This window comes from Streptomyces fildesensis (genome assembly GCF_016107395.1).
Lineage (GTDB): Bacteria > Actinomycetota > Actinomycetes > Streptomycetales > Streptomycetaceae > Actinacidiphila > Actinacidiphila fildesensis.
On sequence record NZ_JAAIKO010000019.1, the window covers coordinates 85821 to 112545 of the forward strand.

General features: G+C 71.5%; 25 protein-coding genes, 1 tRNA gene and 2 pseudogenes. 13 read left to right on the top strand and 15 right to left on the bottom strand.

What is annotated here, in order from left to right; translation table 11 throughout:
- Positions 1–40: 40 nt before the first annotated feature.
- Positions 41–1843 carry a hypothetical protein gene (locus tag C6N31_RS23715; protein ID WP_198358123.1) on the top strand — a complete coding sequence of 601 codons (1803 nt, stop codon included), beginning with the start codon at positions 41–43 and terminating at the stop codon, positions 1841–1843.
- A 246-nt stretch (positions 1844–2089) separates the two neighbouring features.
- Here the strand turns inward: C6N31_RS23715 and C6N31_RS23720 are convergent.
- A tRNA-Leu gene (locus tag C6N31_RS23720) sits at positions 2090–2174 on the bottom strand.
- Positions 2175–2346: 172 nt separating this feature from the next.
- Between C6N31_RS23720 and C6N31_RS23725 the strand changes: the two genes are divergently transcribed.
- On the top strand, positions 2347–3672 hold the full coding sequence (locus tag C6N31_RS23725) for a DUF2254 domain-containing protein (RefSeq protein WP_138355732.1): 1326 nt from the start codon (positions 2347–2349) through the stop codon (positions 3670–3672).
- A gap of 51 nt (positions 3673–3723) precedes the next feature.
- Here the strand turns inward: C6N31_RS23725 and C6N31_RS23730 are convergent, their stop codons facing one another.
- The 8 genes and pseudogenes from C6N31_RS23730 to C6N31_RS44070 form a co-directional block, all read right to left on the bottom strand.
- Positions 3724–5262: an aldehyde dehydrogenase family protein gene (locus tag C6N31_RS23730; protein ID WP_138355731.1), complete on the bottom strand. Its 1539-nt coding sequence runs from the start codon at positions 5260–5262 to the stop codon at positions 3724–3726.
- Positions 5262–5693, bottom strand: a complete 432-nt coding sequence (locus tag C6N31_RS23735; RefSeq protein WP_138355730.1) for a carbonic anhydrase — start codon at positions 5691–5693, stop codon at positions 5262–5264. The genes C6N31_RS23730 and C6N31_RS23735 overlap by 1 nt, the downstream gene beginning before the upstream one ends.
- A pseudogene (locus C6N31_RS23740) lies at positions 5690–5920 on the bottom strand (succinate--CoA ligase subunit alpha); the annotation flags it as partial. The pseudogene C6N31_RS23740 and the gene C6N31_RS23735, both read right to left, overlap by 4 nt.
- Before the next feature lie 199 nt (positions 5921–6119).
- Positions 6120–6665, bottom strand: coding sequence for a hypothetical protein (locus tag C6N31_RS23745; RefSeq protein WP_138355729.1), 546 nt, complete (start codon positions 6663–6665; stop codon positions 6120–6122).
- Positions 6666–6786: 121 nt separating this feature from the next.
- On the bottom strand, positions 6787–7143 hold the full coding sequence (locus C6N31_RS23750; protein ID WP_138355728.1) for a chorismate mutase: 357 nt from the start codon (positions 7141–7143) through the stop codon (positions 6787–6789).
- A gap of 21 nt (positions 7144–7164) precedes the next feature.
- Entirely contained in the window at positions 7165–7845 is a 681-nt protein-coding gene (locus tag C6N31_RS23755; RefSeq protein ID WP_138355727.1) for a GntR family transcriptional regulator, read from the bottom strand.
- 136 nt (positions 7846–7981) lie between these two features.
- Complete coding sequence (locus tag C6N31_RS45640; RefSeq protein ID WP_244809510.1) at positions 7982–8374, bottom strand: hypothetical protein; 393 nt, start codon at positions 8372–8374, stop codon at positions 7982–7984.
- On the bottom strand, positions 8341–8487 hold the full coding sequence (locus tag C6N31_RS44070) for a hypothetical protein (protein ID WP_244809891.1): 147 nt from the start codon (positions 8485–8487) through the stop codon (positions 8341–8343). The genes C6N31_RS45640 and C6N31_RS44070 overlap by 34 nt, the downstream gene beginning before the upstream one ends.
- A gap of 117 nt (positions 8488–8604) precedes the next feature.
- Here C6N31_RS44070 and C6N31_RS23765 point away from each other — a divergent pair.
- From C6N31_RS23765 to C6N31_RS23780, 4 genes and pseudogenes are all read left to right on the top strand, one after another.
- Positions 8605–8988: pseudogene (locus C6N31_RS23765) on the top strand (4Fe-4S binding protein); the annotation flags it as partial.
- Between the two features lie 6 nt (positions 8989–8994).
- Positions 8995–9843 carry a formate dehydrogenase accessory sulfurtransferase FdhD gene (gene fdhD, locus C6N31_RS23770; protein WP_138355726.1) on the top strand — a complete coding sequence of 283 codons (849 nt, stop codon included), beginning with the start codon at positions 8995–8997 and terminating at the stop codon, positions 9841–9843.
- Positions 9844–9940: 97 nt separating this feature from the next.
- Positions 9941–10792, top strand: a complete 852-nt coding sequence (locus tag C6N31_RS23775; RefSeq protein WP_198358124.1) for a thioesterase family protein — start codon at positions 9941–9943, stop codon at positions 10790–10792.
- Between the two features lie 8 nt (positions 10793–10800).
- Positions 10801–11172, top strand: a complete 372-nt coding sequence (locus C6N31_RS23780; RefSeq protein ID WP_138355724.1) for a DoxX family protein — start codon at positions 10801–10803, stop codon at positions 11170–11172.
- 12 nt (positions 11173–11184) lie between these two features.
- Here the strand turns inward: C6N31_RS23780 and C6N31_RS23785 are convergent, their stop codons facing one another.
- Positions 11185–12225: a bile acid:sodium symporter family protein gene (locus C6N31_RS23785; RefSeq protein WP_138355723.1), complete on the bottom strand. Its 1041-nt coding sequence runs from the start codon at positions 12223–12225 to the stop codon at positions 11185–11187.
- Positions 12226–12357: 132 nt separating this feature from the next.
- Between C6N31_RS23785 and C6N31_RS23790 the strand changes: the two genes are divergently transcribed.
- Positions 12358–13239 carry a LysR substrate-binding domain-containing protein gene (locus C6N31_RS23790; RefSeq protein WP_138355722.1) on the top strand — a complete coding sequence of 294 codons (882 nt, stop codon included), beginning with the start codon at positions 12358–12360 and terminating at the stop codon, positions 13237–13239.
- Between the two features lie 27 nt (positions 13240–13266).
- Here the strand turns inward: C6N31_RS23790 and C6N31_RS23795 are convergent, their stop codons facing one another.
- On the bottom strand, positions 13267–13518 hold the full coding sequence (locus C6N31_RS23795) for an Lrp/AsnC ligand binding domain-containing protein (protein ID WP_138355721.1): 252 nt from the start codon (positions 13516–13518) through the stop codon (positions 13267–13269).
- 62 nt (positions 13519–13580) lie between these two features.
- Between C6N31_RS23795 and C6N31_RS23800 the strand changes: the two genes are divergently transcribed.
- From C6N31_RS23800 to C6N31_RS23825, 6 genes are all read left to right on the top strand, one after another.
- Positions 13581–13796 (top strand): hypothetical protein, encoded by a 216-nt coding sequence (locus C6N31_RS23800; RefSeq protein WP_138355720.1) that lies wholly within the window; start codon positions 13581–13583, stop codon positions 13794–13796.
- Positions 13797–14010: 214 nt separating this feature from the next.
- A complete protein-coding gene (locus C6N31_RS23805; protein WP_138355719.1) occupies positions 14011–15834 on the top strand; it encodes an AMP-dependent synthetase/ligase in 1824 nt (607 codons plus the stop codon).
- A gap of 148 nt (positions 15835–15982) precedes the next feature.
- On the top strand, positions 15983–17239 hold the full coding sequence (locus C6N31_RS23810) for an ABC transporter substrate-binding protein (RefSeq protein WP_198358125.1): 1257 nt from the start codon (positions 15983–15985) through the stop codon (positions 17237–17239).
- 78 nt (positions 17240–17317) lie between these two features.
- The gene (locus tag C6N31_RS23815; RefSeq protein ID WP_138355717.1) at positions 17318–20074 is read left to right on the top strand and encodes an ABC transporter permease subunit; all 2757 of its coding nucleotides are present in this window, start codon (positions 17318–17320) and stop codon (positions 20072–20074) included.
- Positions 20064–20837, top strand: coding sequence for an ABC transporter ATP-binding protein (locus C6N31_RS23820; protein WP_244809509.1), 774 nt, complete (start codon positions 20064–20066; stop codon positions 20835–20837). The genes C6N31_RS23815 and C6N31_RS23820 overlap by 11 nt, the downstream gene beginning before the upstream one ends.
- A gap of 166 nt (positions 20838–21003) precedes the next feature.
- Complete coding sequence (locus C6N31_RS23825) at positions 21004–21789, top strand: aldo/keto reductase (RefSeq protein ID WP_138355769.1); 786 nt, start codon at positions 21004–21006, stop codon at positions 21787–21789.
- Between the two features lie 72 nt (positions 21790–21861).
- Here C6N31_RS23825 and C6N31_RS23830 read toward each other — a convergent pair whose 3' ends face one another.
- From C6N31_RS23830 to sph, 4 genes are all read right to left on the bottom strand, one after another.
- Complete coding sequence (locus C6N31_RS23830) at positions 21862–22557, bottom strand: type 1 glutamine amidotransferase family protein (RefSeq protein ID WP_138355715.1); 696 nt, start codon at positions 22555–22557, stop codon at positions 21862–21864.
- A gap of 80 nt (positions 22558–22637) precedes the next feature.
- On the bottom strand, positions 22638–24449 hold the full coding sequence (locus tag C6N31_RS23835; protein WP_198358126.1) for a vWA domain-containing protein: 1812 nt from the start codon (positions 24447–24449) through the stop codon (positions 22638–22640).
- Positions 24446–25507, bottom strand: coding sequence for an ATP-binding protein (locus tag C6N31_RS23840; protein WP_138355713.1), 1062 nt, complete (start codon positions 25505–25507; stop codon positions 24446–24448). Before C6N31_RS23840 ends, C6N31_RS23835 begins: the two co-directional genes overlap by 4 nt.
- Before the next feature lie 130 nt (positions 25508–25637).
- Positions 25638–26642 (bottom strand): sphingomyelin phosphodiesterase, encoded by a 1005-nt coding sequence (sph, locus tag C6N31_RS23845; protein WP_138355712.1) that lies wholly within the window; start codon positions 26640–26642, stop codon positions 25638–25640.
- Positions 26643–26725 lie beyond the last annotated feature (83 nt).

The following is a 26725-nucleotide window of genomic DNA, read 5'->3' on the forward strand; positions in this document are numbered from 1 at the left end:
CGCACCGCAAGCTCCCGGTCGTACCCTCAACGATCGCGTGGTGAACGAGGTCTTCAATCTTGTGCGGCACAGCGGCGCACTGGAGCGCCTCCCCTCCGACGACCACAAGCCGGGGCCGAAGGGCATCCCCTTCCAGACGGTATTGATCGGCCTGATCCTGTCCCAGTACATGGGCAAGAGCGCGAATATCGACGACGCCTGGGAGACGCTCTTCTTCGCGTTGTCCCCCGGGGCCAAGGACCTGCTCGACGTTCCCGACATCGACCTGGGCATCCCTGAGGGCGCCACCAGAGAGGAGATCGACCGCATCGCGCACCAGCAGTACGCGATGTCGAAGCGGGTCTACCGGTCCTGGGCGTCGATGACCAAGCGCCTCGATCCGGCACCGCACGACCGCCGCAAGCGATTGACTCTCAGCGAGGCCAAGAAGATCCGGCGGAAGTGGAACGCCCGCGCCAACGAAAACACCGTGCGCAACTTGGAGGCCATCGCTCAGGACCTGATTCTCGCACCGGTCATGACCTCCTACCAGGGCGGCGATTTCGCTCGCTGGCCCGGTCACATCGCGGTCGACGACACTCCGGTTCCGGTCTGGGGCAAGGCGCCGGACTACCACAGAGATCGGGCCTCGCTTGAGATCACCGCCGGGATGTACGTAAAAGGAGGTGCGCAGAAGCCACCGGTTCATCCTGCCGGAGCAGCGGTCCCCACCAACACCGGCACCCGACGCGGCACAGCCAGCAAGCCGGCAACTCGTGAGACCAAACCCGCGCAGAAGGAGACGAAGGCGTCGGAGAAAAGGGAGTTCCGCTACGCCATGATGGCCGCGTTTCCCGGCCACGGCCACGGCGACCTCGCTGGCGCTTATCCCGCAGTCTGTCTCGGCATGATCCTCCGCACTCCTGGCACCGAACCTGGCCCGGCCGCCCTCCGCGCCATCCAACCGGCCTTCGAGCGAGGCATGATCAACGACCTCTTCTGCGCCGATCGGGGCATCTCCCAGGCCAAGCCTCGCAACCTGCATCTGCAGCTGCTCAAACTCGGCCTCAACGCGGTGAAGCACTACAACGACGACAAAGTCGACCGGCAAGGCGACTTTCGCGGTATGCAGCTGGTCGGCGGCGAGTTCTACTGCCCGTTGATGCCCGCCCCGCTCGTCACGGCAGGCACGACTTACATCAAGAGCCGAACGGACGAGGAGCGCGCCCACGCACTCAATCTGATCTATGCCCGACGGGATTATCAAACCAAGGTCAAGGAGTACGGGCTCGCGGGCGACCAACGCCGGCAGTGCCCGGCCCTCGGACCACACGCCACGGTCACGTGCTACCGCCGCCCCCAACCGCGCCTTTCCGCCATCGTTGACCTCGACGCCCCCACCATCCGCACGGCGGCCGCTCTCCCCACGGTCCCTAAGCCCAAGCGGGACATCAGCGACTACCCCGATATCTGCACAGGGAAGAGCATCACCGTCCCAGGCGCGGTGCTGGCCAAGTGGCGGCAGAAGTACCCTCTGTTCACTGCTCGGTGGCAGGAAGCCTGGTCTGGACTGCGCAGTCAGAACGAGGGCGGCAACGGCAACCTCAAGAAATCCTCCCTCGACAGCATCGACAACCCCCAGTTTCGCCTGCCGCACGGACGCGTCGCGCAGACGCTGCTCAACGCCGTGATCATCCTCGTGGCGAACCTCAGAGCCATCAAACGATTTCGCCGCGACCAGGGCATCCGGCCCCGCAAAACCAGCACGCACGGCCCCGCAACCGACGACGCCGGCCGACCCTCCGACCCGCTCGAAGCGCAATCGCTTCCGACCGAGCCGCTCGAGCCTCCGCCACGTGAGTGACGCATCCCTGCGGTTGTCCAGCCCCTGAAAACGACACATGCCTGTGTGACGGCCATCAGCCGTCACACAGGCATGTCCTGTTTTCGCAGGTGGGAGGTGCAGCACCCGGGTCGCCACCGCACCAACCCCTCACTCAGCCGATCACATGACCTGAAGGCCCCAGGAACGACGAAATACCGGTGAGTCACATGACTCCACCGGTAATTCGTGAACGTTTCGGAACGATCTCGTGAACGTCCCAAAAAGTGTCCGAGGGGGGACTTGAACCCCCACGCCCGATAAAGGGCACTAGCACCTCAAGCTAGCGCGTCTGCCATTCCGCCACCCGGACAGGGTGTGTGCCGAGGTATCCCGCGGCGACATGGACAACGATACCAAGGAATCGGAGTGCTTCTCACCTGCATAAGACGCCGTCCTGGGCGCCGTGCCGGGGGCCGTGCGCGGGGGTGGGCGGGGTCCCGGGTTCGGGGGGTGGGAGGACGTAGGGTCCGGGTGTGAGCGATATGTCACCTACGGTTACGCACCGTGAGAGTCGCAGGCCACGGGCGCTGTCGCCGCTACGGGAGCATCTGCGGGACACGTTCTGGTTCGCGCCCGCCGTGGGGTTGGTCGGGGCGCTGGTGCTGGCGGGTGCGGTCGGGGAGCTGGACGCCTGGCTGATCGGGACGCTGCAGGACGAGGGCGACTACGAATCGGTCACGTCGTTGATCAAGATCGCGGAGGACGCGAAGTCGGTCGTGACGACGGTGGGCTCGGCGATGCTGACGTTCATCGGTGTCGTCTTCAGCATCTCGCTGGTCGCGCTGCAGATGGCGAGCAGCCAGTTCTCGCCGCGGGTGGTGCGGCTGTATGTGCGCAGCCGGATCACCAAGGGAACGTTCGCGGTCTTCCTCGCGACGTTCCTGTTCTCGCTGGCGGGCCAAGCGGCGTACGACGGGGAGAAGGATCCGAAGCTCGTCACCAGTGTGCCGGTGTTCACGCTGTTGACGGCGGTGCTGCTGGTGCTGATCAGCCTGGGGCTGTTCGTGGCGTATGTGAACGCCACGATCCGGCTGATGCGGGTCAGCTATGTGATCGACCGGATCACCCGGGAGTCGTTCCGGGTGCTGGGGGCGTATCCGCTGCGGTCCCCCGAGGGGGCGCTGCCGCTGCCGGCGGAGGTCTCGGTGATCACGCACCGGGGGCGGGCGGGAGTGCTGCGGGACGTGAACATCGCGCGGCTGTCGCGGATCGCGCGGCGGGGCGGGACGGTGCTGCGGCTGGTACCGCGGATCGGGGACTTCGTGGTGCCGGGGACGCCGCTGCTGACGGTGCACGGCCCGAGCGAGGGCAGGCTGCCGGTGCGGCTGCTGCGGTCCGCGGTGTCGGTGGGGGTGGAGCGAACGTTCCACCAGGATCTGGGGTTCGGGCTGCGGCAGCTGGCGGACATCGGGCTGCGGGCGCTGTCGTCGGCCATCAACGATCCGACGACGGCCGTGCAGTGTCTGGACCGGATCGTGCAGTTCCTGGCGGCGGTGGCGGACCGGCCGCTGGGCGCGGTGCACCACACCGACCGTTCGGGGACGGTCCGGCTGGTGCAGGACCTGCCGTCCTGGGGTGATCTGGTGGATCTGGGGTTCACCGAGATCCGGCTGTGCGCGACCACCAGCCCGCAGGTCACCCGGCGGCTGCTGGCCGGTCTCGACGATCTGCTGCTGCTCGCGCCGCCGGACCGGCGCAGGCCGCTGGAGCGGCATCGCGCGCTGGTGGAGCAGTCCGTGGAGCGTGAGGTGCCGGACGCCGCGGACCGTGAGTTCGCGCTGCTCGCCGACCACCAGGGCATCGGGTGACCTGCCCCGGTGGTGACGGCACTCGCCGTCACCACCGGGAACGGCCGGGGATCAGCTGGGCTGCAGCCGGTAGTCCGGGAAGTTGCCGGGCAGCCGCTCGTCGGCCGCCCCCTCGGTGACGGCGCGGACCAGCAGTTCGCCGCCGACGAAGGCACCGCGCCAGGAGGCGCCGAAGCCGCCGAAGAGCTCTTCGCGGTCACCGCGCGAACGCGGCTTGCTGTGACCGACCTTGAACGCCCTGATCTGCGGGGCGAGCCGGTCGAAGGCGCCCTGGTCGTCGGTGGCCAGGGTCGCCACGAGCGCGCCGTTGCTGGCGTTCATCGCGGCCAGCAGCTCGGCCTCGGTGTCGACCAGGACGAGGGTGTCGACCGGGCCGAACGGTTCCGCGTGGTGCAGCGGAGAGGTCGAGGGCGGGTTGAGCAGGGTGACCGGCGGCAGGTACGCGGAGGTGTCCTGACCGGGCAGGAAGCGGCCCTCGGCGAGGGAGCCGTGGTGCAGCGGGACCGCGCCGCGGCTGATGGCCTCGGAGACGAGGTCGCCGAGTTCCTTGGCCTTGGCCGCGTTGATCAGCGGCCCGAAGTCCAGCTCGGGCAGGTCGTCGTCGGGGTGCTCGACGGCCAGCGGGTGGCCGAAGGTGACGGCCTGGACGCCCGGCAGGTACGCGGTCAGGAACTGGTCGAACGTCTCGCGCTGCACGACGAACCGCGGGTAGGCGGTGCAGCGCTGCTTGGCGTAGTCGAAGGTCTTGCGGATGTGCCCGGTCAGGGTGGGCCAGTCGGTGTAGTTCCACACACCCCAGGCGTTGAGGCCCTCCTGCTCCAGGATGTGCCGCTTGCCGAGGTCGGCGACGGAGGCGGCGACCCGGCCGCCCGCGTCGCGGCCGCCGACGAAGGAGACACAGCCGATCTCCGGGGCCCTGACCAGCGCCTCGGACAGCTCGCCGCCACTGCCGCTGACCAGCGTGACGGGCAGGCCCTCGCGGGCGGCCAGCGCGGTGGCGAGGGTGAGACAGGCGAGACCACCGTCGGTGGGGGTCTTGGCGATGACGGCGTTGCCGGCCAGCGCCTGCACCAGCATCGCGTGGACCAGGACGCTCATCGGGTAGTTCCAGCTGGCGATGTTGCTGACCGGCCCGGGCAGCGGGGTCCGGCCCTCGACCATCCGGTCGATCTCGCCGACGTACCAGCGCACGCCGTCGATGGCCCGGTCCACGTCCGCCTGGGCGAGCCGCCAGGGCTTGCCGATCTCCCAGACGAGCAGCAGCGCGAGGAGTTCACGGTGCTCGGTGAGCGCGTCCAGGGTGGCGCTCACCCGCGCCTTGCGGTCGGCGAGCGGCACCTCCCGCCACGCCCGGTGCTGATCGAGCGACGCCCGTACCGCCAGATGGGCGCTGGCCGCGTCCAACCGGGGGAGGGCGGCGAGGGGAGAACCGTCGACGGGCGAGGTGGTCGGCAGCAGCCGGCCGTCCGCCTGCCAGCGGCCGTTCCAGTAGTTGAGTACGCGATCGTCGTGGAAGGCCTCCGGGGCGACCTCGACGCAACGCCGCCAGGCGTCGGACCAAGCCGTGCCGGGCTTGAGGATGAGGGTCATCAGTTCTCCGCTCGTTCGGGGCGGATCTCGCGCAGAGCACCACCGCGCGTGTAGACGAAGCCGCGCACCACATCGGTATGGGGCAGCTCTTGGTTGTCACGGAGCCGGATCAGACACGCCCGTAGATCATCGGCGGGATCACCGAGAGCCGCACAGTCCTCGTGGTGCGCCAGCAGGATTTCACTGGTCCCGCCTACAGTCTGGCTCAAGCGCAGCGAGTGGAGGGTGTCGTCATTGACGCATCCGCCCGCATTGCGGATGACATGGGCGTCGCCAGGCCGCAGTCCGAACATCGTCCCGACGCCCAGGCGGGCGTCCATGCACGCGACGATAGCGACCCGGGTTCTGGGAAGCTTCGACTTCGGGTCAAGTGGGGTGAGCGCCACACCGAGGGCGGCTCTGCGCGACAGCAGGCCGTCGATGCGGTTCATCCGAGCAGGCCGCGGACGAGCCGCGCCGTTTCCGACGGGGTCCTGCCGACCTGGACACCTGCGGCCTCCAGGGCCTCTTTCTTCGCCTGGGCGGTGCCCGACGAACCGGAGACGATGGCGCCGGCGTGGCCCATGGTCCTGCCCTCGGGCGCCGTGAAGCCGGCGACGTAGCCGCCGACCGGCTTCGTCACGTGCGCCTTGATGTACTCGGCGGCGCGCTCCCCCGCAGTTCGGCGTGATCTGGGCCGGGAGCACGCACAGCGAGTGGCTCTTCCTGGTCTTCGCCTTCCTGTCGGGCTTCGGCGGCGGGGCGTTCTACCCGGTGTTCGCGGCGCTGACCCCGGACTACTTCGGGGAGAACGACAACGCCTCCAACAACGGGCTGTTCCACAGCGGGCAGCTGGTCAGCGGAGTGTTCGGTGATGGTCATTTCACGGCCGCGGTGACCGCGATGATCCCCACTCCGATCGCGACCTCGCCGGTGCCCGCCAGGAAGGCGGCAGGCCAGCTCCGGCCGCCGCGGCGGCCGGTCAGCACACCCCAGCCCAGCAGCATCGCGGCGTTCACCACGAGCGCTGCGTACACCGCCGTGTACGCGGTCAGCGGTGTGCCGGCGGCGAGCAGCAGCAGCGCGGCCGTGGGCAGGACGGACGCGAGCAGGGGCCACTCCCCCGCCAGCCCGGTGACCAGGTCGTAGAGGACCCGGCGGGGCGGACGGCCCGGTGTTCCCACGCTGTGCACATGGGCGTGCATGGCCGCTGCCGCCAGCGCGGTCATGACGATCCACAGGGCGTCGTCGACCGGGTGCGGGTCGAGCCGGGTGTCCATGACGATCAGCAGCGCGCTGGCCAGGATGGTGCCGTAGACGCCGCCCGCCTGCCGGTTCCGGCGCCCGCCCAAGGGGACGGTGCGTGCCCGGTGCCGCCCCCTGGCCCGGCGGGGGGCCGCCGCGACTGCCTGGTACCCCAGCATGTGGTCATCTCCGTCCGGTCGGCGTCGAAAGCCCAGCCTGGACGGTTTGTCCCGTTCCGGCCTCGTACTTTCGGACGATTTCCGGGACGGGGAGCAGCGGGGAATGTCCAGGAGCGACCGGTCAGACCTCGGTGGTCCCGTCGCTCTCGGCGGAGCGGCCGGCGATCACTTTGTGGTGGCGCACGACCTCGCCGATGATGAAGTTCAGCATCTTCTCGGCGAAGGCCGGGTCCAGCCGGGCGTCCTCGGCCAGCTTGCGCAGCCGGGCGATCTGGGCGGCCTCGCGGGCCGGGTCGGCCGGCGGCAGGTCGTGGGCGGCCTTCAGCTCGCCCACCTGCTGGGTGCACTTGAACCGCTCGGCGAGCAGGTGCACCAGGGCCGCGTCGAGATTGTCGATACTCCCGCGCAGATACAGCAGTCGCGTCCTGACGTCCTCGTCGGCGACGAAGGCGCCCGCGGCGGTCGGCTGCTCGCTCATGTCTTCTCTCGCGTTCCTGGGTCAGGCCGTGTCGGGGCGCTGGTGGTACGAGGTGCGGGTGTGCTCGGTGTGGACGCGCATGACGTGCTGGGCGCGGACCTCGTCGCGGGCGGCGATCGCGTCTATCAACTCGCGGTGCTCGTGCCAGGACTGGATGCCGCGGGTGCGCGCGATGGGGGTGTAGTACCAGCGGACCCGGCGGTCGACCTGAGCCGCTAGCTCGGCCAGTACGGCGTTGCCCGCGAGGGTCATAACGTAGGCGTGGAACGCGGCGTTGGCGGCGGCGACGGCGTCGACCTCGTCGTCCGCCACCGCCTGCTCGCCCTCCTCGCACAGCTCGACGAGTCGGGTGAGCCCCTTGGCCGGGGCGTTGGCCGCGGCGAGCCGCGCCGCCTCGGTCTCCAGGAGGGCGCGGACGACCAGCAGTTGGTCTGCCTCGTCCTCGGTGGGCTCGTGCACGAAGGCGCCCTGGGCGGGGCGCAGGTTCACCCAGCCCTCGGTGTTGAGCCGCTGCAGCGCCTCGCGTACGGGCTGCCGGGAGACGCCGAGGTGGCTGGCGAGTTCGGTCTCGACGAGGTGCTGGCCGGGGCGCAGGGTGCGGGCGGTGATGAGTTCGAGCAGGGCGTCGTACACGCGCTCGCGCAGCGGGCCGGGGCGTTCCAGCTTGGGTACCGCCCCCTGCGGCAGTCCTGTGGACAGCATCGCCCCACCCTCCTGAGCGGCTCGCACCTGACGTACGGGCCCGGCGAATTGGTTTTCGTCTACAGTCTACTGAGTACATCCTGTGGATGCGGGGAACCCGCGGTGACGCTCTCCACCTCGGCGATTCCGCCCCCACCTACCGTGGCAGCGGGAGCAGTTCGACGCGTCCGGCCCCTGCATCGTCCGTCGGCGGCAGAACCGCGAGGGCGTCTGCGGCGGCCGCGCCCCAGAGGAGCCCGGGGCGGTCGTGGCCGACGGGGGTCGCGCGGCCTGAGACGACGGTGACCGGCAGCAGCCGGGTCTCGTGCGGGCGCCGGCGGACGGGAGCGGTGAGCACCCCGTGCTCGGGCGGCCGCGGGATGCGGCCGTCGGGCAGGTACGTGGGCTGTTCCGCGATGCCGCCGAGCCAGTCGACGTGCCCGGGCAGGAGCGGGCCGAGCGCGTCGCGGACCCGGCCGGCCGGCGGGATTCCGTGCCGGACCACCTCGTCCCCGGTCACCAGCAGGGGGACGCGCGGCCTGCGGTGCACGGTGGGGTGTCGCAGCCGACGCTCGCGGCGAGGCCCAGCGCGGCCGGGATGACGAGCGTTCCGGCCGGGAGCACTTCGCGGCCCTCGGCACACTCCTCGCCGCGGCGCCGGATGTGCCGGCCCGGCTCGGCCGCAGCCGCTCACCGACTCGCCGGTCCGCCGCGCCCGCTCGTACGGCAGGACGGCGGTCGTACCGGGCAGCACCTGGGCGCCGGTCGCGATCTCGACGGGACGCGTGCGGCGAGCAGTGGCAGAACTCCTTCGCGATCGCGGTCGCAGGCCGCGGCTTCGACTCCCACATCGCGGTCGAGCACGAGGCGCCGCTCACCGAATCGGCCTGTGTGTACTGCGGCAACTGCATCGAGGTCTGCTCCACCGGGGCGCTCTCCTTCAGGACCGAATTCGACATGCGCGCGGCCGGCACCTGGGACGAGGAGTCCCGGACCGAGGCGACGACGATCTGCGCCTACTGCGGGGTGGGGTGCAATCCGACCCTTCACGTCCAGGAGAACGAGATGGTCAAGGTGACCTCGCCGCACGACAACCCGGTCACCCATGGCAACCTCTGTATCAAGGGCCGATTCGGCTTCCAGCATGTACAGAACCGGGACTGATCAGCTATGGGACGGGTCACCGAGCGCCGCCGCGTACTCCGCATCAGGGACGGCGTCGCAGGACACCGCGCCGACACCCTGGTGGCGGAGGAGCCACTGGAGATCCGGCTGAACGGCAAGGCGCTGGCCATCACCATGCGCACCCCGGGCGACGACTTCGCACTCGCCGTGGGGTTCCTGGCGAGTGAGGGCGTCATCGGTCGGGCCGACGAGATCGCGAACATCGTGTACTGCGCGGGTGCGACGGTGGACGGCTCGAACACCTACAACATCGTCGACGTCCGGCTCGCCGAGGGCGTGACCGTCCCCGACATCACGTTGGAGCGGAACGTCTACACCACGTCCTCGTGCGGCCTGTGCGGCAAGGCCAGCCTGGACGCCGTGCGCACCAACGCCCTCTGGAAGATCGACGACACTCCCCCGGTCCGTATCGGCACGGATCTGCTGGCTGTCCTCCCCGACCGGCTCAGGGCCGCCCAGCAGGTCTTCGAGCGGACCGGGGGGCTGCACGCGGCGGCGCTCTTCACGGCGGACGGGGAGATGGTGGACGTCCGGGAGGACGTCGGCCGGCACAACGCCGTCGACAAGCTCGTCGGCCGGGCCCTGCAGCAGGATCTGCTGCCGCTCTCCGAGTCGATCCTGCTGGTCTCCGGCCGGGCGTCCTTCGAGCTGGCCCAGAAGGCGGTGATGGCCGGTATCCCGGTGCTGGCCGCGGTCTCCGCGCCGTCGTCGCTGGCGGTGGACCTGGCGGCCGAGTCGGGGCTGACCCTCGTCGGGTTCCTGCGCGGCTCCTCCATGAACGTGTACTCGGGTGAGCACCGGATCATCCTGCGGACCGCGGCCGACGGAAGCTGAGGCCGTCCGCGCACACGGGCGGGGACCGGCCGGCGGGGTGCGCCCCCTGCGCCGGCCGGTCCCCGCCGCACCGTAGGGCTGTCGTACGCTGCGCGGTGTGACAGACCGTGAGACTGATCAGGGGTACGAATTCGACCGCGGGACCGCTGTGGTGGCGCGGTCCGGGGAGCCGTCCGTCTTCGATGCCGAGCTCGACGGCGGCTGGCGGATCGGCAAGGGGATCAACGGCGGCCTGCTGCTGGCGCTCGCGGCCCGCGCCCTGGCCACCGAACTCGGCGGCGGGGAGGACGGGCACAGCGACCCGTTCTCCATCACTGCCTACTACCTTTCCACGTCGACCGCGGGTCCGGCGGAACTGCGCACCGAGACCCTGCGGCGCGGCCGCACCGTCTCCACGGGCACCGTCTCGCTGCTGCAGGGCGGCGAGGAGCGGCTGCGGGCCATCGCCACGTACGGCGATCTGGACCGCCACGCGGCCGGCGACATCCGCACTACCGCCACTCCCCCGAACCTTCCGCCGCCCGAGAAGTGCGTCGGCGCCGAACTGGCGCCGCCGTCCTTCGTCGAGCAGGCGGAGCTGCTCAGCCGGCTCGATCTGCGACTCGACCCGGACACCGTCGGCTGGGCGATGGGCGCACCGTCCGGCCGGGGCGTCATCCGGGGCTGGCTGCGGATGCCGGACGGGCGCGAGCCCGACCCGCTGCTGCTGCTTCTGGCAGCGGACGCGCTGCCCCCGACCAGCTTCGACCTGGGCATCGGCGGCTGGGCCCCGACCCTGGAACTGACCGTGCACGTACGGGCGAAGCCCGCCCCGGGCTGGCTGCGCATCGTCCACTCGACGCGCAACTTCGCGGACGGCTACATGGAGGAGGACGCCGAAGTGTGGGACTCCTCGGGGCGGTTGGTCGCCCAGTCCAGACAACTCGCCCGCGTCCGCACCCAGCGCTAGGGGATCCGGTGTTCACGCTGAGCGTGGTGCTGACGGCCCTGCTGCTGTGCGAGGTCGTCCCCTCCGCGGTCGTCGCGCTGTTCCGTGCGAGAGTCGGCCTCGCCCGGCTCGATGAACTGACCCGGCTGGGTGTGCTCCAGGGGCGGTTCCTGTGGGTCGTGTCCCTGCTGGGTGTGCTGCATCTGTTCGCCACGGTCGCGGTGATCATCGGCCTGTGGGTTCCGGCGCTCGGGGTGGCGGGCGCCGCCGTCGAAGTGGGCATCTTCGGCTGGGTGCTGTCGCGTCAGCTCCGGGCGGGCGACCGGGGGCGCGCGCTGGGCGCGTATCTGCTCTTCCTGGCGATGGCCCTGGCGGTGCTGGTCGTGAACCTCCTGCGCTGACCGCGCGGGCTCCTACGACGGATCGGGCCCACTCGAATGTGACATCTCCAGGGGACGGGTCACGGCGACCGGAACCTGAACCTGATCGGCGGTCCGCCGCGCCCAGCGTTTGGCGATCACCGCGCAGACCATCAGCTGCATCTGGTGGAAGAGCATCAGCGGCAGGATCGTCAGGCCCGCCTGCGCGCCGAACAGCACGGTGGCCATCGGCAGTCCCGACGCCAGGCTCTTCTTCGATCCGGCGAAGACGATGGTGACGCGGTCCGCGCGGTCGAAGCCGAGCCGGCGGGCGCCGTACGACGTCAGGGCTCGCATCACCGCGAGGAGCACGGCCTCCACGACGAGCAGTTCCAGCAGCCGCACGGGAGTGACCTGGTGCCAGATGCCCTGGGCCATCCCCGCGCTGAACGCCGTGTAGACGACCAGCAGGATCGAACCCCGGTCGACGTGGCCGAGGGCCTTCTTGTGCCGGGTCAGGAAGCCGGTGGTCCAGCGGCGCAGCAACTGCCCGGCGAGGAACGGCGCGAGGAGCCGCAGTACGAGGTCGAGCACCGAGTCCGCCGAGACCCCGCCACCGCCACCGAGCAGCAGAGCGGCCAGCAGCGGGGTCAGGAAGACGCCGATGAGGCTGGAGAACGAGCCCGCGCAGATGGCGGCGGCCACGTTGCCACGGGCGATGGAGGTGAAGGCGATCGACGACTGGATGGTGGAGGGAAGCAGGCACAGGAAGAGCAGCCCGGTGTACAGCTGCGGCGACAGGGCGAACGGAACGAGGCCGCGGGCGGCCAGTCCGAGCAGCGGGAAGACCGCGAAGGTGCAGGCGAGCACGGTCAGGTGCAGGCGCCAGTGCTTGAGGCCGTCGAGGGCCTCGCGGGTCGACAGCCGGGCGCCGTAGAGGAAGAAGAGGAGCGCCACCGCCGCATCGGTCGCGCCGCCCGCGGCGGTGGCGGCGCCGCCGGTGGCGGGCAGCAGCGCTGCGAGCAGGACGGTGCCGAGGAGTGCCGCGATGAACGGATCGACCGGGAGCCAGGCGGGGTAAGTGGGGCGGCGCATTGCTCCTGCTTCGTGGGGCGGCCCGCGCCCTCGGGGCGGGCGGGTTGCCTCTCCAGCCTCCTCCTGATCATGGCGATCGGGAATCCCTCTGGCCACTCTGACTGTTATCACGTTCCGCGATAACCTGGCGGAGTGTACGACCCCGCGCAGTTGAAGACATTCCTGACCGTCGCGCAGACCCTGAGCTTCACGCAGGCCGCCCGGCGGCTGGGCCTGCGGCAGTCCACCGTGAGCCAGCAGGTGCGGCGGCTGGAGGAGGCCACCGGGCGCCGGCTCTTCTCCCGCGACACCCACAGCGTCGGCCTGACCGAGGACGGCGAGGCCATGCTCGGCTTCGCCCGCACCATCCTGGAGGCGAACGAACGGGCCGCCGGCTGGTTCGCGGGCACCCGGCTGCGCGGGCGGCTGCGCTTCGGCGTCTCGGAGGATCTGGCGACGCCGCGGCTGCCGGAGATCCTGGAGCGGTTCCGCGGTGACCACCCCGAGGTGGACCTCGAACTGACCGTGGAGCTCTCCGGCACCCTGCGCGAGCGGCTGGGGGCCGGCCATCTGGACCTGGTGCTCGCCAAGCGGCTCGGCGAGGGCGGGCCGGGGCAGCTCGTCTGGCGCGACAAGCTGGTGTGGATCGCCGCCGAGGGCCGGCGGCTGCGGCTGGATCCCGACCGGCCGGTGCCGCTGATCGTCTATCCGCCGCCCGGCATCACGCGGGCCCGCGCCCTGGACGTCCTCGGCCGGCAGGGCCGCGCCTGGCGGATCACCTGCACCAGCCGCTCCCTGAGCGGGCTGACCGCCGCGGCCCTCGCGGGGCTCGGCGTGATGGTGCACGCCCAGGGGCTCATCCCGCCGGGCCTGGCCCCCGTCCCGGCCCGGGCGGGCCTGCCGGAGCTCGGCGGCGTCGAGTTCGTCCTGCTGCACGGCCGGCGCCGCGGTTCTGCCCCGGACGCGGCCGACGCCGCGGACGCACTCGCCGCCGCGATCCTGGCGGCGGGCGACCGGCTGCACCGGGCCGTGTGAGCTCTTCAGGCCGGGAGGACGGCCGACTCAGCGCCGCCGCTCCTCGTACGCCCAGGTGCTTGACGCGGCGCAGCGTGGGCGCGGTCTCGACGTGCTGGACGCCGTCGAGCGCTCCGATCTTCTTGCTGAGCGGTAGAGGTGCGCGGTGTCGCGGCACAGGGCGGCGGCGAAGAGGTTCGACGAGCCGGTGGTCGCGCAGGCGAAGGCGACCTCGCTGTGCTCGGAGAGCGCCTGGCCGACGGCGGACAGGGCGGAGGGCCGCACGGTGAGCCAGAGCACGGCGTGCGCTCGTCACGGCCGCGCTGGGCGGCAGGTTCCTGCACGGCGCCCCGTACCGGCTGGTGATCGGGATCGGGCTGGTGCTGATCGGGCTGGGCGCGTTCGGCCAGAGCCCGCTGGACGCCGGCTCAGGCTGGGCCTCGCTCAGCGCCGTGCTGCTCCTCGTGAAGACCCCCGCGGCCCGGCCCGTGGTGCCCGCTCCGGCGGGCGAGGGAGCGGCTTACGGGACGGAATCGGGGTCCCTCCCCGCTCCGGCTTCCGCTGTAGAGCGGCGGTAACCGGTTGGCGCAGATTTGGTGGAGATCGGCGGGGCCGGACAACCTTCGGGGGTCCGGCCCTCGGTCGTACTCCCTTGCGACAACCGGGAACCAGTGCCCTACCAGCACAGATGTCCGAAAGTACTGGTGCGGACCAAGCCCTCCCGCCCGGTCGGCGGATCAGGTAGCTTACGGGCCGCCCGCCGGACAGGCCCAGCGGCTCGAGGAGCACCAGTTGCGCGAGTTCACCGTTCCCCCGATGGCCACGGCGCCCCAGGTCGGAGGACTGGCGGACGCGGTGTTCAACAACGCTGCCGACCACCCGGACCAGGTGGTGCTCGGCCGCAGGGTGGACGGGCACTGGCAGGACGTGACCGCGCTCGAGTTCCGCGACGAGGTCGTGGCCGTCGCGAAGGGCCTGCTCGCCAACGGGGTGCGCTTCGGCGACCGCGTCGCGATCATGTCCCGCACCCGCTACGAGTGGACCGTCTTCGACTTCGCGCTGTGGACCATCGGCGCCCAGCCGGTCCCCGTATACCCGACGTCCTCCCTCGACCAGGTGCGCTGGATGCTGCACGACTCGGGCGCGGTCGCCTGCGTCGTGGAGCACGAGGACCACGCGATGACGATCGGTGCCGCCGTCGACGAGCTGCCGCAGCTGAGCCGGCTGTGGCAGCTCGACGCCGGCTGTGTCGAGGAGCTCGCCGCGGCGGGCACCCACATCGGCGACGAGGTGATCGACCGGCACCGGCTCGCGGTCACCCCGGACGCGACGGCCACCATCATCTACACCTCGGGCACCACCGGCCGGCCCAAGGGCTGCGTCCTGAGCCACGGCAACTTCATGGCCGAGGCGGACAACGTGGTGGCCCGCTGGGAGACGGTCTTCGCGAACAAGCCGGGCGAGGAGCCGTCCACCCTGCTCTTCCTGCCGCTCGCGCACGTCTTCGGGCGGATGGTGGAGGTGGCGTGCGTCCGGCACCGGATCCGGCTCGGGCACCAGCCGAGCATGACCGCCGCCGACCTGCTGCCGGACCTGGCCGTCTTCCGGCCGACGTTCGTCCTGGCCGTCCCCTACGTCTTCGAGAAGGTCTTCCAGGCGGCGCGCCGCAAGGCGGAGGCGGACGGCAAGCTCGGCCCGTTCGACAAGTCGGTGGAGATCGCCGTGCGGTACGCGGAGGCCGTGGAGGCCAAGGCGTTCGGCACCGGCCACGGCCCGAGCGCGGCCCTGCGGATGCAGCACCAGATCTACGACAAGCTCGTCTTCAGCAAGGTGCGGGACGCGCTCGGCGGCCGGGTGCGGCACGCGATCTCCGGCGGCTCGGCGATGGAGCGCCGGCTCGGGCTGTTCTTCAGCGGCGCGGGAGTGACGATCTACGAGGGCTACGGCCTCACCGAGACCACCGCCGCCGCCACCGCCAACCCGCCCGAGCAGACCCGCTTCGGCACGGTGGGCCAGCCGGTGCCGGGCACCACCGTGCACATCGCGGAGGACGGCGAGATCTGGCTGAGCGGCGGCCAGATCTTCCAGGGGTATCTGAACAACCCGCGGGCCACCTCCGAGGTGCTCGGCGACGGCTGGCTGGCGACCGGCGACATCGGCGCACTCGACGAGGAGGGCTATCTGACCATCACCGGCCGCAAGAAGGAGATCCTGGTCACCAGCGGCGGCAAGAGCGTCTCGCCGAGCGGTCTGGAGGACCGGGTTCGGTCCCATCCGCTGATCGCGCAGTGCGTGGCGGTCGGCAACAACCGGCCGTTCATCGCCGCGCTGGTGACACTCGACCCGGACGCCGTCGGACACTGGCTGACGATGCGCGGCAAGCCGCGGCTGCCGGACGAGGAACTGGTCCACGACCCGGATCTGGAGACCGAGATCCGGCGGGCGGTGGTCGCCGCCAACACCCTGGTCTCACAGGCCGAGTCGATCCGTACGTTCCGGATCCTGGCCGCCCAGTTCTCCGAGGAGCGCGGGCTGCTGACGCCGTCGCTGAAGCTGAAGCGCAAGGCGATCGAGAAGGCGTTCCCGGAGGAGATCGAGGCGCTCTACCGGGGCTGACGCCACCCGGACCGGGAACCGACCGGGAGCCGGTCGGAGAGCGGATCCACATCTGATGGATCGTCACATGATGTTGGATTATTCATTGACGGACCGTCAGGTCGACCGCAGAATGCAGGAACTCATCCGGCCCCGGAGGGATCCTGACGTGTCGCGACCGATCCGCTTCCTCGCCGCAGCCGCGGCCTCGCTGCTGCTCGCCACCGCCTGCAACTCCGCCTCCACCAGCGCCTCCCCGCAGGACAAGGCCGGCGCGTCCGCCCGGGGTGTCACCGCTGACTCGATCACCGTCGGCGGCATCGTCTCCAAGACCTCGTCGAGCGGGTACAGCAAGGCCGACACCGATCTCGGGGCCAAGGCCCGCTTCCAGCGCGCCAACGACGAGGGCGGCGTCAACGGGCGGAAGATCGACTACCTGGGCGCGGAGGACGACGGGCAGGACCCCAGCCGCAACCTGGCCGCCGCCCGCAAGCTCGTCCAGCAGGACAAGGTCTTCTCGGTCGTGCCGATGAGCTCGGTCACCTTCTCCGGCGCCGACTTCCTGCAGCAGCAGAAGGTGCCGGTCTTCGGCTGGGGCACGCTGCCCGCCTTCTGCGGCCCCGCCACCACCTACGGCTTCAACGGCTGCCTGGTCCCGAGCCCCGGCGGCACCATCACCCAGTCCTGGCCCGAGAGCCTGGCCCAGGCGCTCGGCGGCGCCAAGGACCGGAGCGTGGCGCTGATCGCCGCCGACAGCGACGCGGGCAAGTTCGGCATCAGGACGTACACCCAGGGCTTCACGGCCGCCGGCTTCAAGGTCACGTACGCCAAGGCCTCGGTCCCGGCCGCCGCCGCGCCGAGCGACTGGTCCGCGTACACCGGGGAGATCCTGAAGAGCAACGGCGGCAAGGCGCCGAACGCGGTCGTCTCCGTGATGCAGACCCCGCAGAACATCGGCCTGTTCACCGCCCTCAAGCGGGCCGGGTTCCACGGCGCGCTCTCCGACCCGACCGACTACGACCCCGGGCTGCTCGCCAAGGCCACCACCGCGCAGGCGCTCGACGGCGTCTACGTCCTGGTGCAGTTCGAGCCCTTCGAGTCGACGAGCCCGGCCATCGCGCAGTTCCTCAAGGACGTCCGGAAGGTCGGCGGCGCGGATGTCCGCCCCAACCTCCATATGATGACCGGCTATCTGTCGGCCGACCTCTTCCTGGCCATCGCGAAGAAGACGGGCCGGGACCTGACCACCGCCACCTTCCAGAAGGCGGCCGACAGCTTCTCGGACACCGGCAGCCCGGCGGGCGAGCGGAGCTTCCCCAAGGGACACACCCAGGGCTTCGGCTGCGGCAGCCTGGTGCGGCTCAAGGGCGGGACGTACGAGGTCGCCGTGCCGTTCAAGTGCTACCCCGCCATCCCGTTCACGTAGGGGACAGGTGCTGGGCCTGCCCTGCACCCCCTCCTCAGGTAGTCACGTAGTGATGAACGACCGCGGAAGGCAGTGGCCATGGGAGACCTGCTGGGTTTCGTACTGAGCGGCCTGGTGTCGGGGGCGCTCTACGCGCTGCTGGCGACGGGACTCGTCCTGTCGTACTCCGCCTCGGGCCTGTTCAACTTCGCGCACGGCGCGACCGCGTACCTGTGCGCGCTGGGCTACTACGAACTGCACTCCGGTTTCGGCTGGCCGGCCGTCCCCGCGGCGCTGCTGCTGGTCGTGGTCGTCGCGCCGGCCACCGGCTGGGCGCTGGACCGGGCGATGTTCCGGAAGCTGGCGAAGGCCGGAGAGACCGCGCAGATCGTGGCGACCATCGGGCTGCTCGTCGCGCTGCCGGCGGCCGGGCTGTGGGCCGTGGAACTCCTGCGGGACGCGGGGGTCTCGGTACAGCCCGCCGAGAACCAGTTCGGACTGCCGGGCGTCGGGCCCAGTCCGGCGAGGTCCTGGCAGCTCATGGACGGGGTAGGCGTCGACTCCGACCAGCTGATCACCTGGATCACCACAGCGGTCGTCGCGCTCGGTCTGTGGGTGCTGCTCCGGCACACCACGCTCGGCCTGCGGCTGCGCGCGGCCGTCGACAACCGGTCGCTGACCGAGCTGCGCGGGATCAGCGCGGACCGGCTGTCGTCGATCGCCTGGATGCTGTCGTCGGCGCTGGCCGGACTCGCCGGGGTGCTCGCCACCCCGCTGCTCGGCCTGTCCGCGCACGACTACACGCTCTTCCTCTTCGTGTCCGCGACGGCCGCCGTCCTCGGCCGCTTCGCGTCGGTCCCGCTCGCCTTCGCCGGCGGCCTCGCGCTCGGCGTCCTGCAGAACCTTGCCGCCGGATACGCCTCCTTCGCGGACCGGATCACCGGATTCCGCACCGCCGTTCCGTTCTTCCTGCTCTTCGCGGGACTGCTGCTGATGGCCCGCCGGCAGCGCGCGGCGGGCACGGCCGCGGCGGACGTCACCACCCCCGACTATCTGGCGGGGGCGTCCTGGGCGCGGCGCTGGGGGCCCTGGGCGGCGGCCGCCGCGCTGCTCGCCCTCGCCTTCTACACCGTCACCACCCCGTTCTGGAGCGGTCTGCTGACCCAAGGGCTGGCGATCTCCCTGGTGTTCGTCTCGTTCACGCTGGTCACCGGGCTCGGCGCGATGGTGAGTCTCGCGCAGGCGACGTTCGTGACCGGCGCCGCGCTGGTGGCCGGGCTGCTGATGAGCCACGGCTGGCCGTTCGTCGCGGCGGCGGCCGTCGGGACCTGTGTCGCGGCGGTGCTCGGCGCGCTGGTGGCGCTGCCCGCGCTGCGGCTGGGCGGCCGGAGCCTCGCGCTCGCCACCCTCGCGCTGGCCTTCCTCGCCGACCAGGTGCTGTTCCAGCTGGGCCGGCTGCGCAACGGCGACGCGGGCTGGTCGGTCCCGCGCCCCGTCCTGGGCCCGGTCGACCTCGCCGACGACCGGGCGATGGGCGTCGCCCTGATCGTGCTGCTGTCGGCGGTCGTCGCGGCGCTCAGCGCGCTGCGCGGCTCGGCGACCGGCCGCGCGATCCTCGCGGTACGGTCGGCGCCCGCCGCCGCCATGGCGTCCGGGATCTCGGTGGTCCGCACGAAGCTGGTGCTCTTCGCCCTGTCCGCGGGGCTCGCCGGCTTCGGCGGCGTCATGTACGCCTCCTACAACACCCGCATCACCGCGACGGACTTCACCGCGCTGACCGGTCTGGTCTGGCTGGCGGTGGTCGTCGCCGCCGGGTTGCGGAGACCGCAGTTCGCGGTGGTCGCCGGGCTGGTCTTCGCGATCGTCCCGCATCTCTTCCAGACCTACGTCACCGACTCCGCGCACCTGCCGGTCATCCTCTTCGGCCTGGCCGGACTCGCCCTCGCCAACGACCCCGACGGCTACTGCGCGGCGGTCTCCGTGCGGCTGCGCAGACGGCGGGCGGAGGGAGCGGCACGGATCGAGCGGACCACGGCAGACCTTCCCTCGCCCACACCGCGCCGTCCGCTCGCAGCGGCCCCCGCCACCTCCCGGCCGCCCGCGCTCGAACTGCGCGGCGTGCACGCGGGATACGACGGGGCCTCCGTCCTGCACGGGGTGGACCTGACCGTCCGGCCCGGTGAGATCCTGGCGCTGCTGGGTCCCAACGGGGCGGGCAAGAGCACCGTCTGCCGGGTCGCCGCCGGGATCCTCCAACCCGCGCACGGCACCGTACTGACGCACGGCAGGGACGGCACCCGCGAGGGTCCGGTGCGGCGCTCCCGCGACGGAGTCCTGCTCGCGCCCGAGGGCCGCGGGATCTTCCCCGCGCTGACCATCGAGGAGAACCTGACGCTGTATCTGCCCGGCCGGACCGCGCGCGGGCAGGTCTACGAACGCTTCCCGCAGCTCGCGGCGCGGCGCGGGGTCCTCGCCGGGTCGCTGTCGGGCGGCGAGCAGCAGATGCTGGCGCTGGCCCCGCTGCTGCAGCGGCCGCCGAAGGTCCTGATCGCCGACGAACCCTCGCTGGGGCTCGCCCCGCGCGTCGTCGACGAGGTCTTCGCCGTACTCACCGAACTGCGCGCTGCGGGCACCGCGCTGCTGCTCGTCGAGGAGAAGGCGGCGGAGGTGCTGGGTCTCGCCGACACCGTCGCGTATCTGTCGTCCGGCCGGGTGTCGTGGTGCGGCCCGCGCGCGGAGGTGGAGACGGACCGGCTGACCGAGGCGTACCTCGGCATCGCGGCCCCGGCGGGCACCGGGCCGGGCGGAAGGACCGATGTGGACGTCGACGGGGAGGTGGCCGGCCGTGACCGGTGAGGTGCTGCGGGCGGACGGCATCGGCGTGCGGTTCGGCGGCGTCCGCGCCCTGGACGGGGTCGGCCTCGGCGTTCGCGCGGGCGAGGTGTGCGGGCTGATCGGCCCGAACGGCGCGGGGAAGACCACGTTCTTCGACGCCGTGTCCGGCATCCGCCGCCCCGACGAGGGCCGGGTGCTGCTGGACGGCCGGGACATCACCGGCCGCTCCCCGGTCTGGCGCGCCCGGCACGGGCTGCGCCGCACGTTCCAGCGCCAGCAGCTGTTCGGGCAGCTCACGGTCACCGACAATCTCGTCGTCGCCCAGGAGTGGGACGGCGGCGGAGGGGGTCTCGCGGCCGATCTGGTGTCGGCGCCGTCCCGGCGGTCGCGGGAACGGACCCGCCGGTCCCGGGCCGAGCAGGTGCTGCGCCAGTGCGGTCTGTACGACCTGCGGTCGGTGTACGCGGGAACGCTCCCGGTGGGCCAGGCCCGGATGGTCGAGGTCGCCCGCGCGCTGGCGGACCCGCCCCGGGTCCTGCTGCTGGACGAGCCCGCCTCGGGGATGTCGGGCGCGGAGCGCGAGCAGCTGGCCGATGTCGTACGGCGGCTCGCCGGGCAGGAGGGGTGCGCGGTGCTGCTCGTCGAGCACAATGTGGCCTTCGTGATGGAGCTGTGCGCCCGGGTCGTCGTCCTGGATCTCGGCACGGTGCTCGCGCAGGGCAGCCCCGCTCAGGTGAGGGCCGATCCGGCGGTACGGGACGCCTATCTGGGGACGACCGCCTGACCGGCGGGTCCGCAGGTGGCTCCGGCGATCCCGGCAACGTTTACGGAGAACGGGAATGGAGGTCCGGAGGACATGGTTGGACCAGGAACCCCCATGAACGTCAACGTTAGGATCGCCGCTCGTGAGCAGCAAGGTCCCCTTCATCACCCTCAACAACGGCGTCCGGATGCCGCAGCTCGGTTTCGGTGTCTGGCAGGTGCCGGACGACGAGGCCACGGCCGCTGTCACCACCGCGCTGGAGGCCGGGTACCGCAGCATCGACACCGCCGCGATCTACGGCAACGAGGAGGGCACCGGTAGGGCGATCGCCACCTCCGGTGTGCCGCGCGAAGAACTCTTCATCACGACGAAGCTGTGGAACAACGCGCACGGATTCGACCAGGCCCTGGCGGCCTTCGACGACTCGCTGGCCAAGCTGGGCCTCGACTACGTCGACCTCTACCTGATCCACTGGCCGACGCCGGCCCGCGATCTGTACGCCGACACGTGGCGCGCCCTGGAGAAGATCCAGGCGGACGGTCGCGCCAGGACCATTGGCGTCTCCAACTTCGGCCCCGCGCAGCTGCGCCGCGTCCTGGACGAGGGTTCGATCGTCCCGGCCGTCAACCAGGTCGAGCTGCACCCGGACTTCGCCCAGGCCCCGCTGCGCGCCGTCCATGCCGAGCACGGCATCGCCACCGAGGCGTGGTCGCCGCTCGGCCAGGGCAAGGGTCTGCTGGACGAACCGGTGATCGGCACGATCGCGCAGCGGCTCGGCCGCACCCCGGCCCAGGTCGTGCTGCGCTGGCACCTGCAGATCGGCAATGTCGTGATCCCCAAGTCCGTGACGCCGTCCCGGATCAAGGAGAACATCGACGTGTTCGACTTCGAGCTGACCGACGCCGACATGGCGGCCCTCGCCGGTCTCGACGCGGGCAACCGCATCGGCCCGGACCCCGAGACGGTCAACTGACCGCATGCTCCGATGGCCGCACCCGTTCGGGTGCCGCCATCGTCATGTCCGGTTCAGGTGCAGGAGCGGGGGCTACAGCGTGAACGTCTCTCCCGCCCGATAGGACCGGACGGTCGTCGCCTCACCCGCGCGCACCAGGTGGACGCGCCCGAGGCCGGAGACCGCGCAGCGCGCGCCGTCCACCGTGAGCAGCGTGTTCTCGTCGATGGCGACGCCCACCGCGACATCGCCGCGGGCCACCGTCTCGACGAGGCGGGCCAGCGTTCCCCACTGGGCCGCGTGGGCCTCGACGGTGCACCGCACGAGGCCGAGCCCGGGCCGCAGGGTGATCTCGTCGAGGTCCTCGGCGGTCTCCTCCGGGCAGACCGGGATCCCGTCCGAGAGCCAGCCGCCGACCAGCGCCAGGTCCGCGGCGACGGCCGCGCCCGCCGAGAATCCCGCGTACGGGACCGAGCCCAGCAGGCCGGCGTGCGCGGCGACGACGTCGCCGTAGGCGGGGGTCAGGCCGCCGCAGACCAGCACCGCGGCCGCCCCGTCCAGCGCGGCGGGGTCCAGCTCGCCGCCGGGCGGCACGAGGACGGGGTAGGGCCGGCAGGGCGCCACGTCCCGCAGCACCGCCTCGTACCGGCCGAAGTCGGCCGCCCCGACGCCCTCGTCGATCAGCAGACAGGCCACCACCGGGTCGGGGCCCGCCGCGGCGAGGAAGGGCCCGTACACCAGGGGCGCGGCCGCTTCGTCCCAGCCGCCGCCGATCAGATACGTCTCCATCCGGCCGAGTCTGCCGCCCCGGCCGCCGTACCGCACCACATTTCACGGCCGGGACGGCCGGCGTGGCCCGTCGGTGGGCTTCACACCATCCGGAAGACCGGGCCCTTCGGGGTGAACGGGAGCACCGCACCGCGCGGTACCAGGTACGCGTGTTCGCGGCGCGGGCGCAGCACGTCGCACTCGGCGTCGGTGATGATCAGGACGGGCGCGGTCGGCGGGAAGTCGTCCGCGCGGTGCAGGAGGTCCAGGGCGGGCTGGAGCACGGTGCCGCCGCGCCCGTGGATCCGGACCCGGCCGGCGATGTCCGCGACCGGGACGTACCCCGCGTCGTGCGCCGCCGCGTCGCACATGATGACGCGGGCGGCGGGCACGTCGCGGGCCGCGGCGTACGAGGCGATGGCGCCCAGCGCCTTGCCGATCAGCGTGCTGCTCATCGATCCCGAGGTGTCGAGGACGACTCCGAAGGTGCAGCGGGCCACCTCCTCGGGCGGGAAGTACCGCCCGGCGCGCGGGATGTCGGGGGTGGAGGACTGGCGGCGGGAGGGGCGGGCGTAGGAGCGGACCGGTTCGGGACGGGGGACGTACTCGTCGAACCAGCGGGCGAGTTGGGCGTCCCAGGCCAGCGGCGGGTGGCTGAGCGCGTTGATCTCCTCCACGAGCCCGGCCGGGAGCAGCCCGCGTTCGCGCGTCGAGTGCAGGTCGAAGCCGGTCATCAGCCCGCGGCGGTAGAACTCGTCGAGGTCGACCCACTCCGCCGGCCGGGCGGGCCGGGGCAGCGGCTCACCGAGGATGTCGCCCTTGCCCTTGCCGCGCAGCGTCGCCAGCCGCCGCATCCGGCGCAGGTCGGTGGCGATCCGGTCGTAGACCTCCTCGGCGGACAGGCCCTGGAGTTCGGGATCGTGCAGCAGCCCGGCGGGCATCTCGCCGACGTCCATCTCGATCAGCCAGGCGTTGATGACGTAGTCGGCGGCGACGTTGAACAGGTACGGGTCACGGCCGCCGCAGCGCTCGCCGTGCCGCAGGGCGGCGTGCAGCATCTCGTGGCCGAGGATGAAGCGCCATTCCTCGTCCGTGTGGCGGAGCAGCGGGTTGATGTAGATCTCGGCCGCTTCCGGGCTGACCGCGGCGATGGAGATGCCGTGCGCACGGGCGAGTTCGGCGTCCGCGACCAGCGTCATGCCCGCGGCGATCCCGCCCAGCAGCGGGTACGAGGAGACGAACCAGTTGAGCGCGCGCTCCCAGGGCCGCTGCTCCACCCGGGCCCCGGTGAGGGTGTCGCGACGGCCGCCCGCCATGTCCATCGCGGCCGACACCGTACGGGTCAGGGCGTGGGCGAGGGCGTTGCTCCAGTCCGGCGGGGAGCCGCGCCAGGAGATCCACTCGGTGAGCAGCTGGTCGGGCTCGCCGGGGCCCGCGGTGCCGCAGTCGGCGTAGGCGGGCGGAATGCCGTCCCGGCGGAAGCGCTCGGCAAGCTTGTCCTCGTCGCCGTCCGGCCAGCTGCGCGGCAGGTGTTCCGGCGCTTCCCCGACGGGCATCGCGGCCAGGAAGCGGTTGACGACGACACAGCGCGCGGCGAGGTCGAAGGCGTCGGGCTGCTCGCGCGGCCCGGCCGCGGCGGGCACATGGCCGAAGCCGAGGTGCAGCAGGCAGTGCGCGAGCGCCCAGGCCCAGGCGCCCGGCTCGGCACGGCGGTACGGGTGGGCGTGGACCGTGCCGTTGGAGCTGACCACGGCCAGGCCGCGCTCCGGACGGTGCTCGCAGGCGGGCAGCCGGCAGAACGACACGTCGAGGGCGGACAGCGCGGGATGCGCGGAGACGATCGCGCACCCCTTCAGGTACGCCGCGTCGGCCAGTTCCCGCTGCTTGTCGGGGCGCTTGGCACGGGCCTTCACCGGCGCGCCTCGACCAGCCGCGGCATGTCGCGGGCGGCCTCGACGAGGAACCAGGCGGGCAGCACGGGATTGCCGTCCATGTCGTCGGCGATGACGGTCTGGGCGACCTCGACGGAGATCTCCGCGAGCTGCACGAGCAGCGCCTTGGAGCGGTAGGCGGTCTGCCGGACGGCCTCGGAGGCGTGCTCCTTGCGGTCCGGCAGCTCCTTGGCGAGCCGGCCGCGGAACGCGTCGGCGAGGTAGTAGAGCAGATCGCGGTCCTCGAGACGGCGCGGCCAGGGGGCGTCGCCCTTGATGATCGCGTCGATGCCGTAGGCGTTGCGGACGATCTTCGCGTAGCCGCAGAAGGAGACGGCGTGCGCGGGGGTGAGCGTCCCGTGCGTGATGACCTTGAGGGTGTCCTCGTCGAGCGTCGGGCCGAACGAGTGCAGCGCATCGGAGAGCATGTGCCACGAGCGCGGGGTGGAGAACGCCTCCTCGGTCTTCGGCGCCTTCGACCAGAGGTGGTCGGGCCGGTCGGTGAGGTACTCCGTCACCCACGGGTGGATGCCGTTCTCGCCCGCCCACACCAGCCAGTCCTTCGCGGAGGCCTGCAGGTGGACGTGGGTGAGGCGGTTGATGAGCGCGGACGCGATGGGGCGGGCGAGCGCGTTGTCGGTGGACCGGTTGCCCGCGCCGATGACGATGGAGCCCGCGGGCAGCTCGTAGGAGCCGATCCGGCGGTCCAGGATCAGCGAGTAGAACGCCTTCTGGACGTCGGGCGTCGCGGCGTTGAGCTCGTCCAGGAACAGGCAGTACGGCTCGTCGCGCGCGATGGCCTCGGGCGGGCAGAAGCGCGTCCGCCCGTCGTGGATCTGCGGCACGCCGATCAGGTCCTCCGGGGCCAGCTGGGTGCCCAGCAGCGAGACACACTCCAGGCCGAGCGATTCGGCGAAGGCCCTGACCAGCGAGGACTTGCCGATCCCGGGCGCACCCCAGAGGAACACCGGACGCACGGTGGCCAGCCCGAGCAGCAGCTCGGGTATACGGGTGGGCGTGACGGTGATGGCGGACTGCACGGTGCGGGCTCTCCGGGGAGGTGAGTGGAGCGGCGGGGTGATTGGTTACCCAGCGTGACGGTGAACGAGGGTCCGCACAACTGGTTTTCCCGCCGCCGCACCCACTCCTCCTTCGGAGGGGCGCCGCCGGCTACACGTCGCCCGCGACCAGCGGGTAGTGGTCGGAGTAGTCGGTGTACGAGTACGTGGTGCCCCAACTGGAGACCGACCACTTCGGCGAGTGCTCGTCGACGACGCGGTTGTTCCAGTGGGCCGGCCGGGCGTGGCCGTTGCGCAGCAGCGCGTGGTCCAGTCGCTGGGCCGGGTCGTTCGGGTAGCGGTCCCGGGCGACGGAGTTGGTGACGGGGTCGAAGCTGTTCGCGGGGCCCGGGTTGGCGTCGGGAGCGGCGGCGTCGAGGTCCGCGAGCAGGCCCGCGTAGTCGCTGCCGTGCGCGTCGATGTTGAGGTCGCCGGCGATGATGACGGGTTCGGCGGCGGGGATGTTGCGGGCGTCGAGGAAGGCGTCGATCTCCTGGTCCTGGCCGTGCCGGATGCTCGCGGCCTCGCCGGAGCCGCAGGAGGAGTCGTCGGCCTGGGTGTGGGTGCCGACGATGTGCACGCGGGTGCCGTTCACGTTCAGGACGACGTACACGAAGCCCTTGTTGGAGTAGTAATCGGCGCCGCAGCCGTCCGCGTAGACATGCTGCACCTTCTCCAGGATCGGCCACTTGCTGACGACGGCGACGCCGCCGTCCTCCGGCGTCCAGGAGCTGTACGCGCCCTCGGTGCGGTCCCAGCCGCTGGTGGAGCGGCCGAGCACGGGCGTCTGGTACGGGTAGCGGCCCTTGACGTTGCCGAGCAGCCGGTCGGAGGCGGCGTTGTCGAACGCCTCCTGGAATATGACGACATCGGCGTTCTGCGTGTAGCCCGCGTTCGCGATCAGGTCGGCGCGCTGCAACTGCCCCCAGTTCGGGTACAGGTTGCGCGACAGCATCATCACATTGCTGGTCACGAGCTTGATCTGGGGGACCTGCGGGCTCTGCGCCGTGCGCGCCGCGTCCGCCGTGCCGGCGGGGGACGCGACGGCGGGCGTGGTGGCGGCGGAACCGAGCAGGAGCACGAAGGCACAGGCGGTGGCGGCTCGGGCAAGTCTCACGGAACACTCCCGGTGAACGTGGGTGGAGAAGCAGCGGAAGCCTAGGCGGACATGGTTACCGAAGGGTAGATACGTGCGGACAT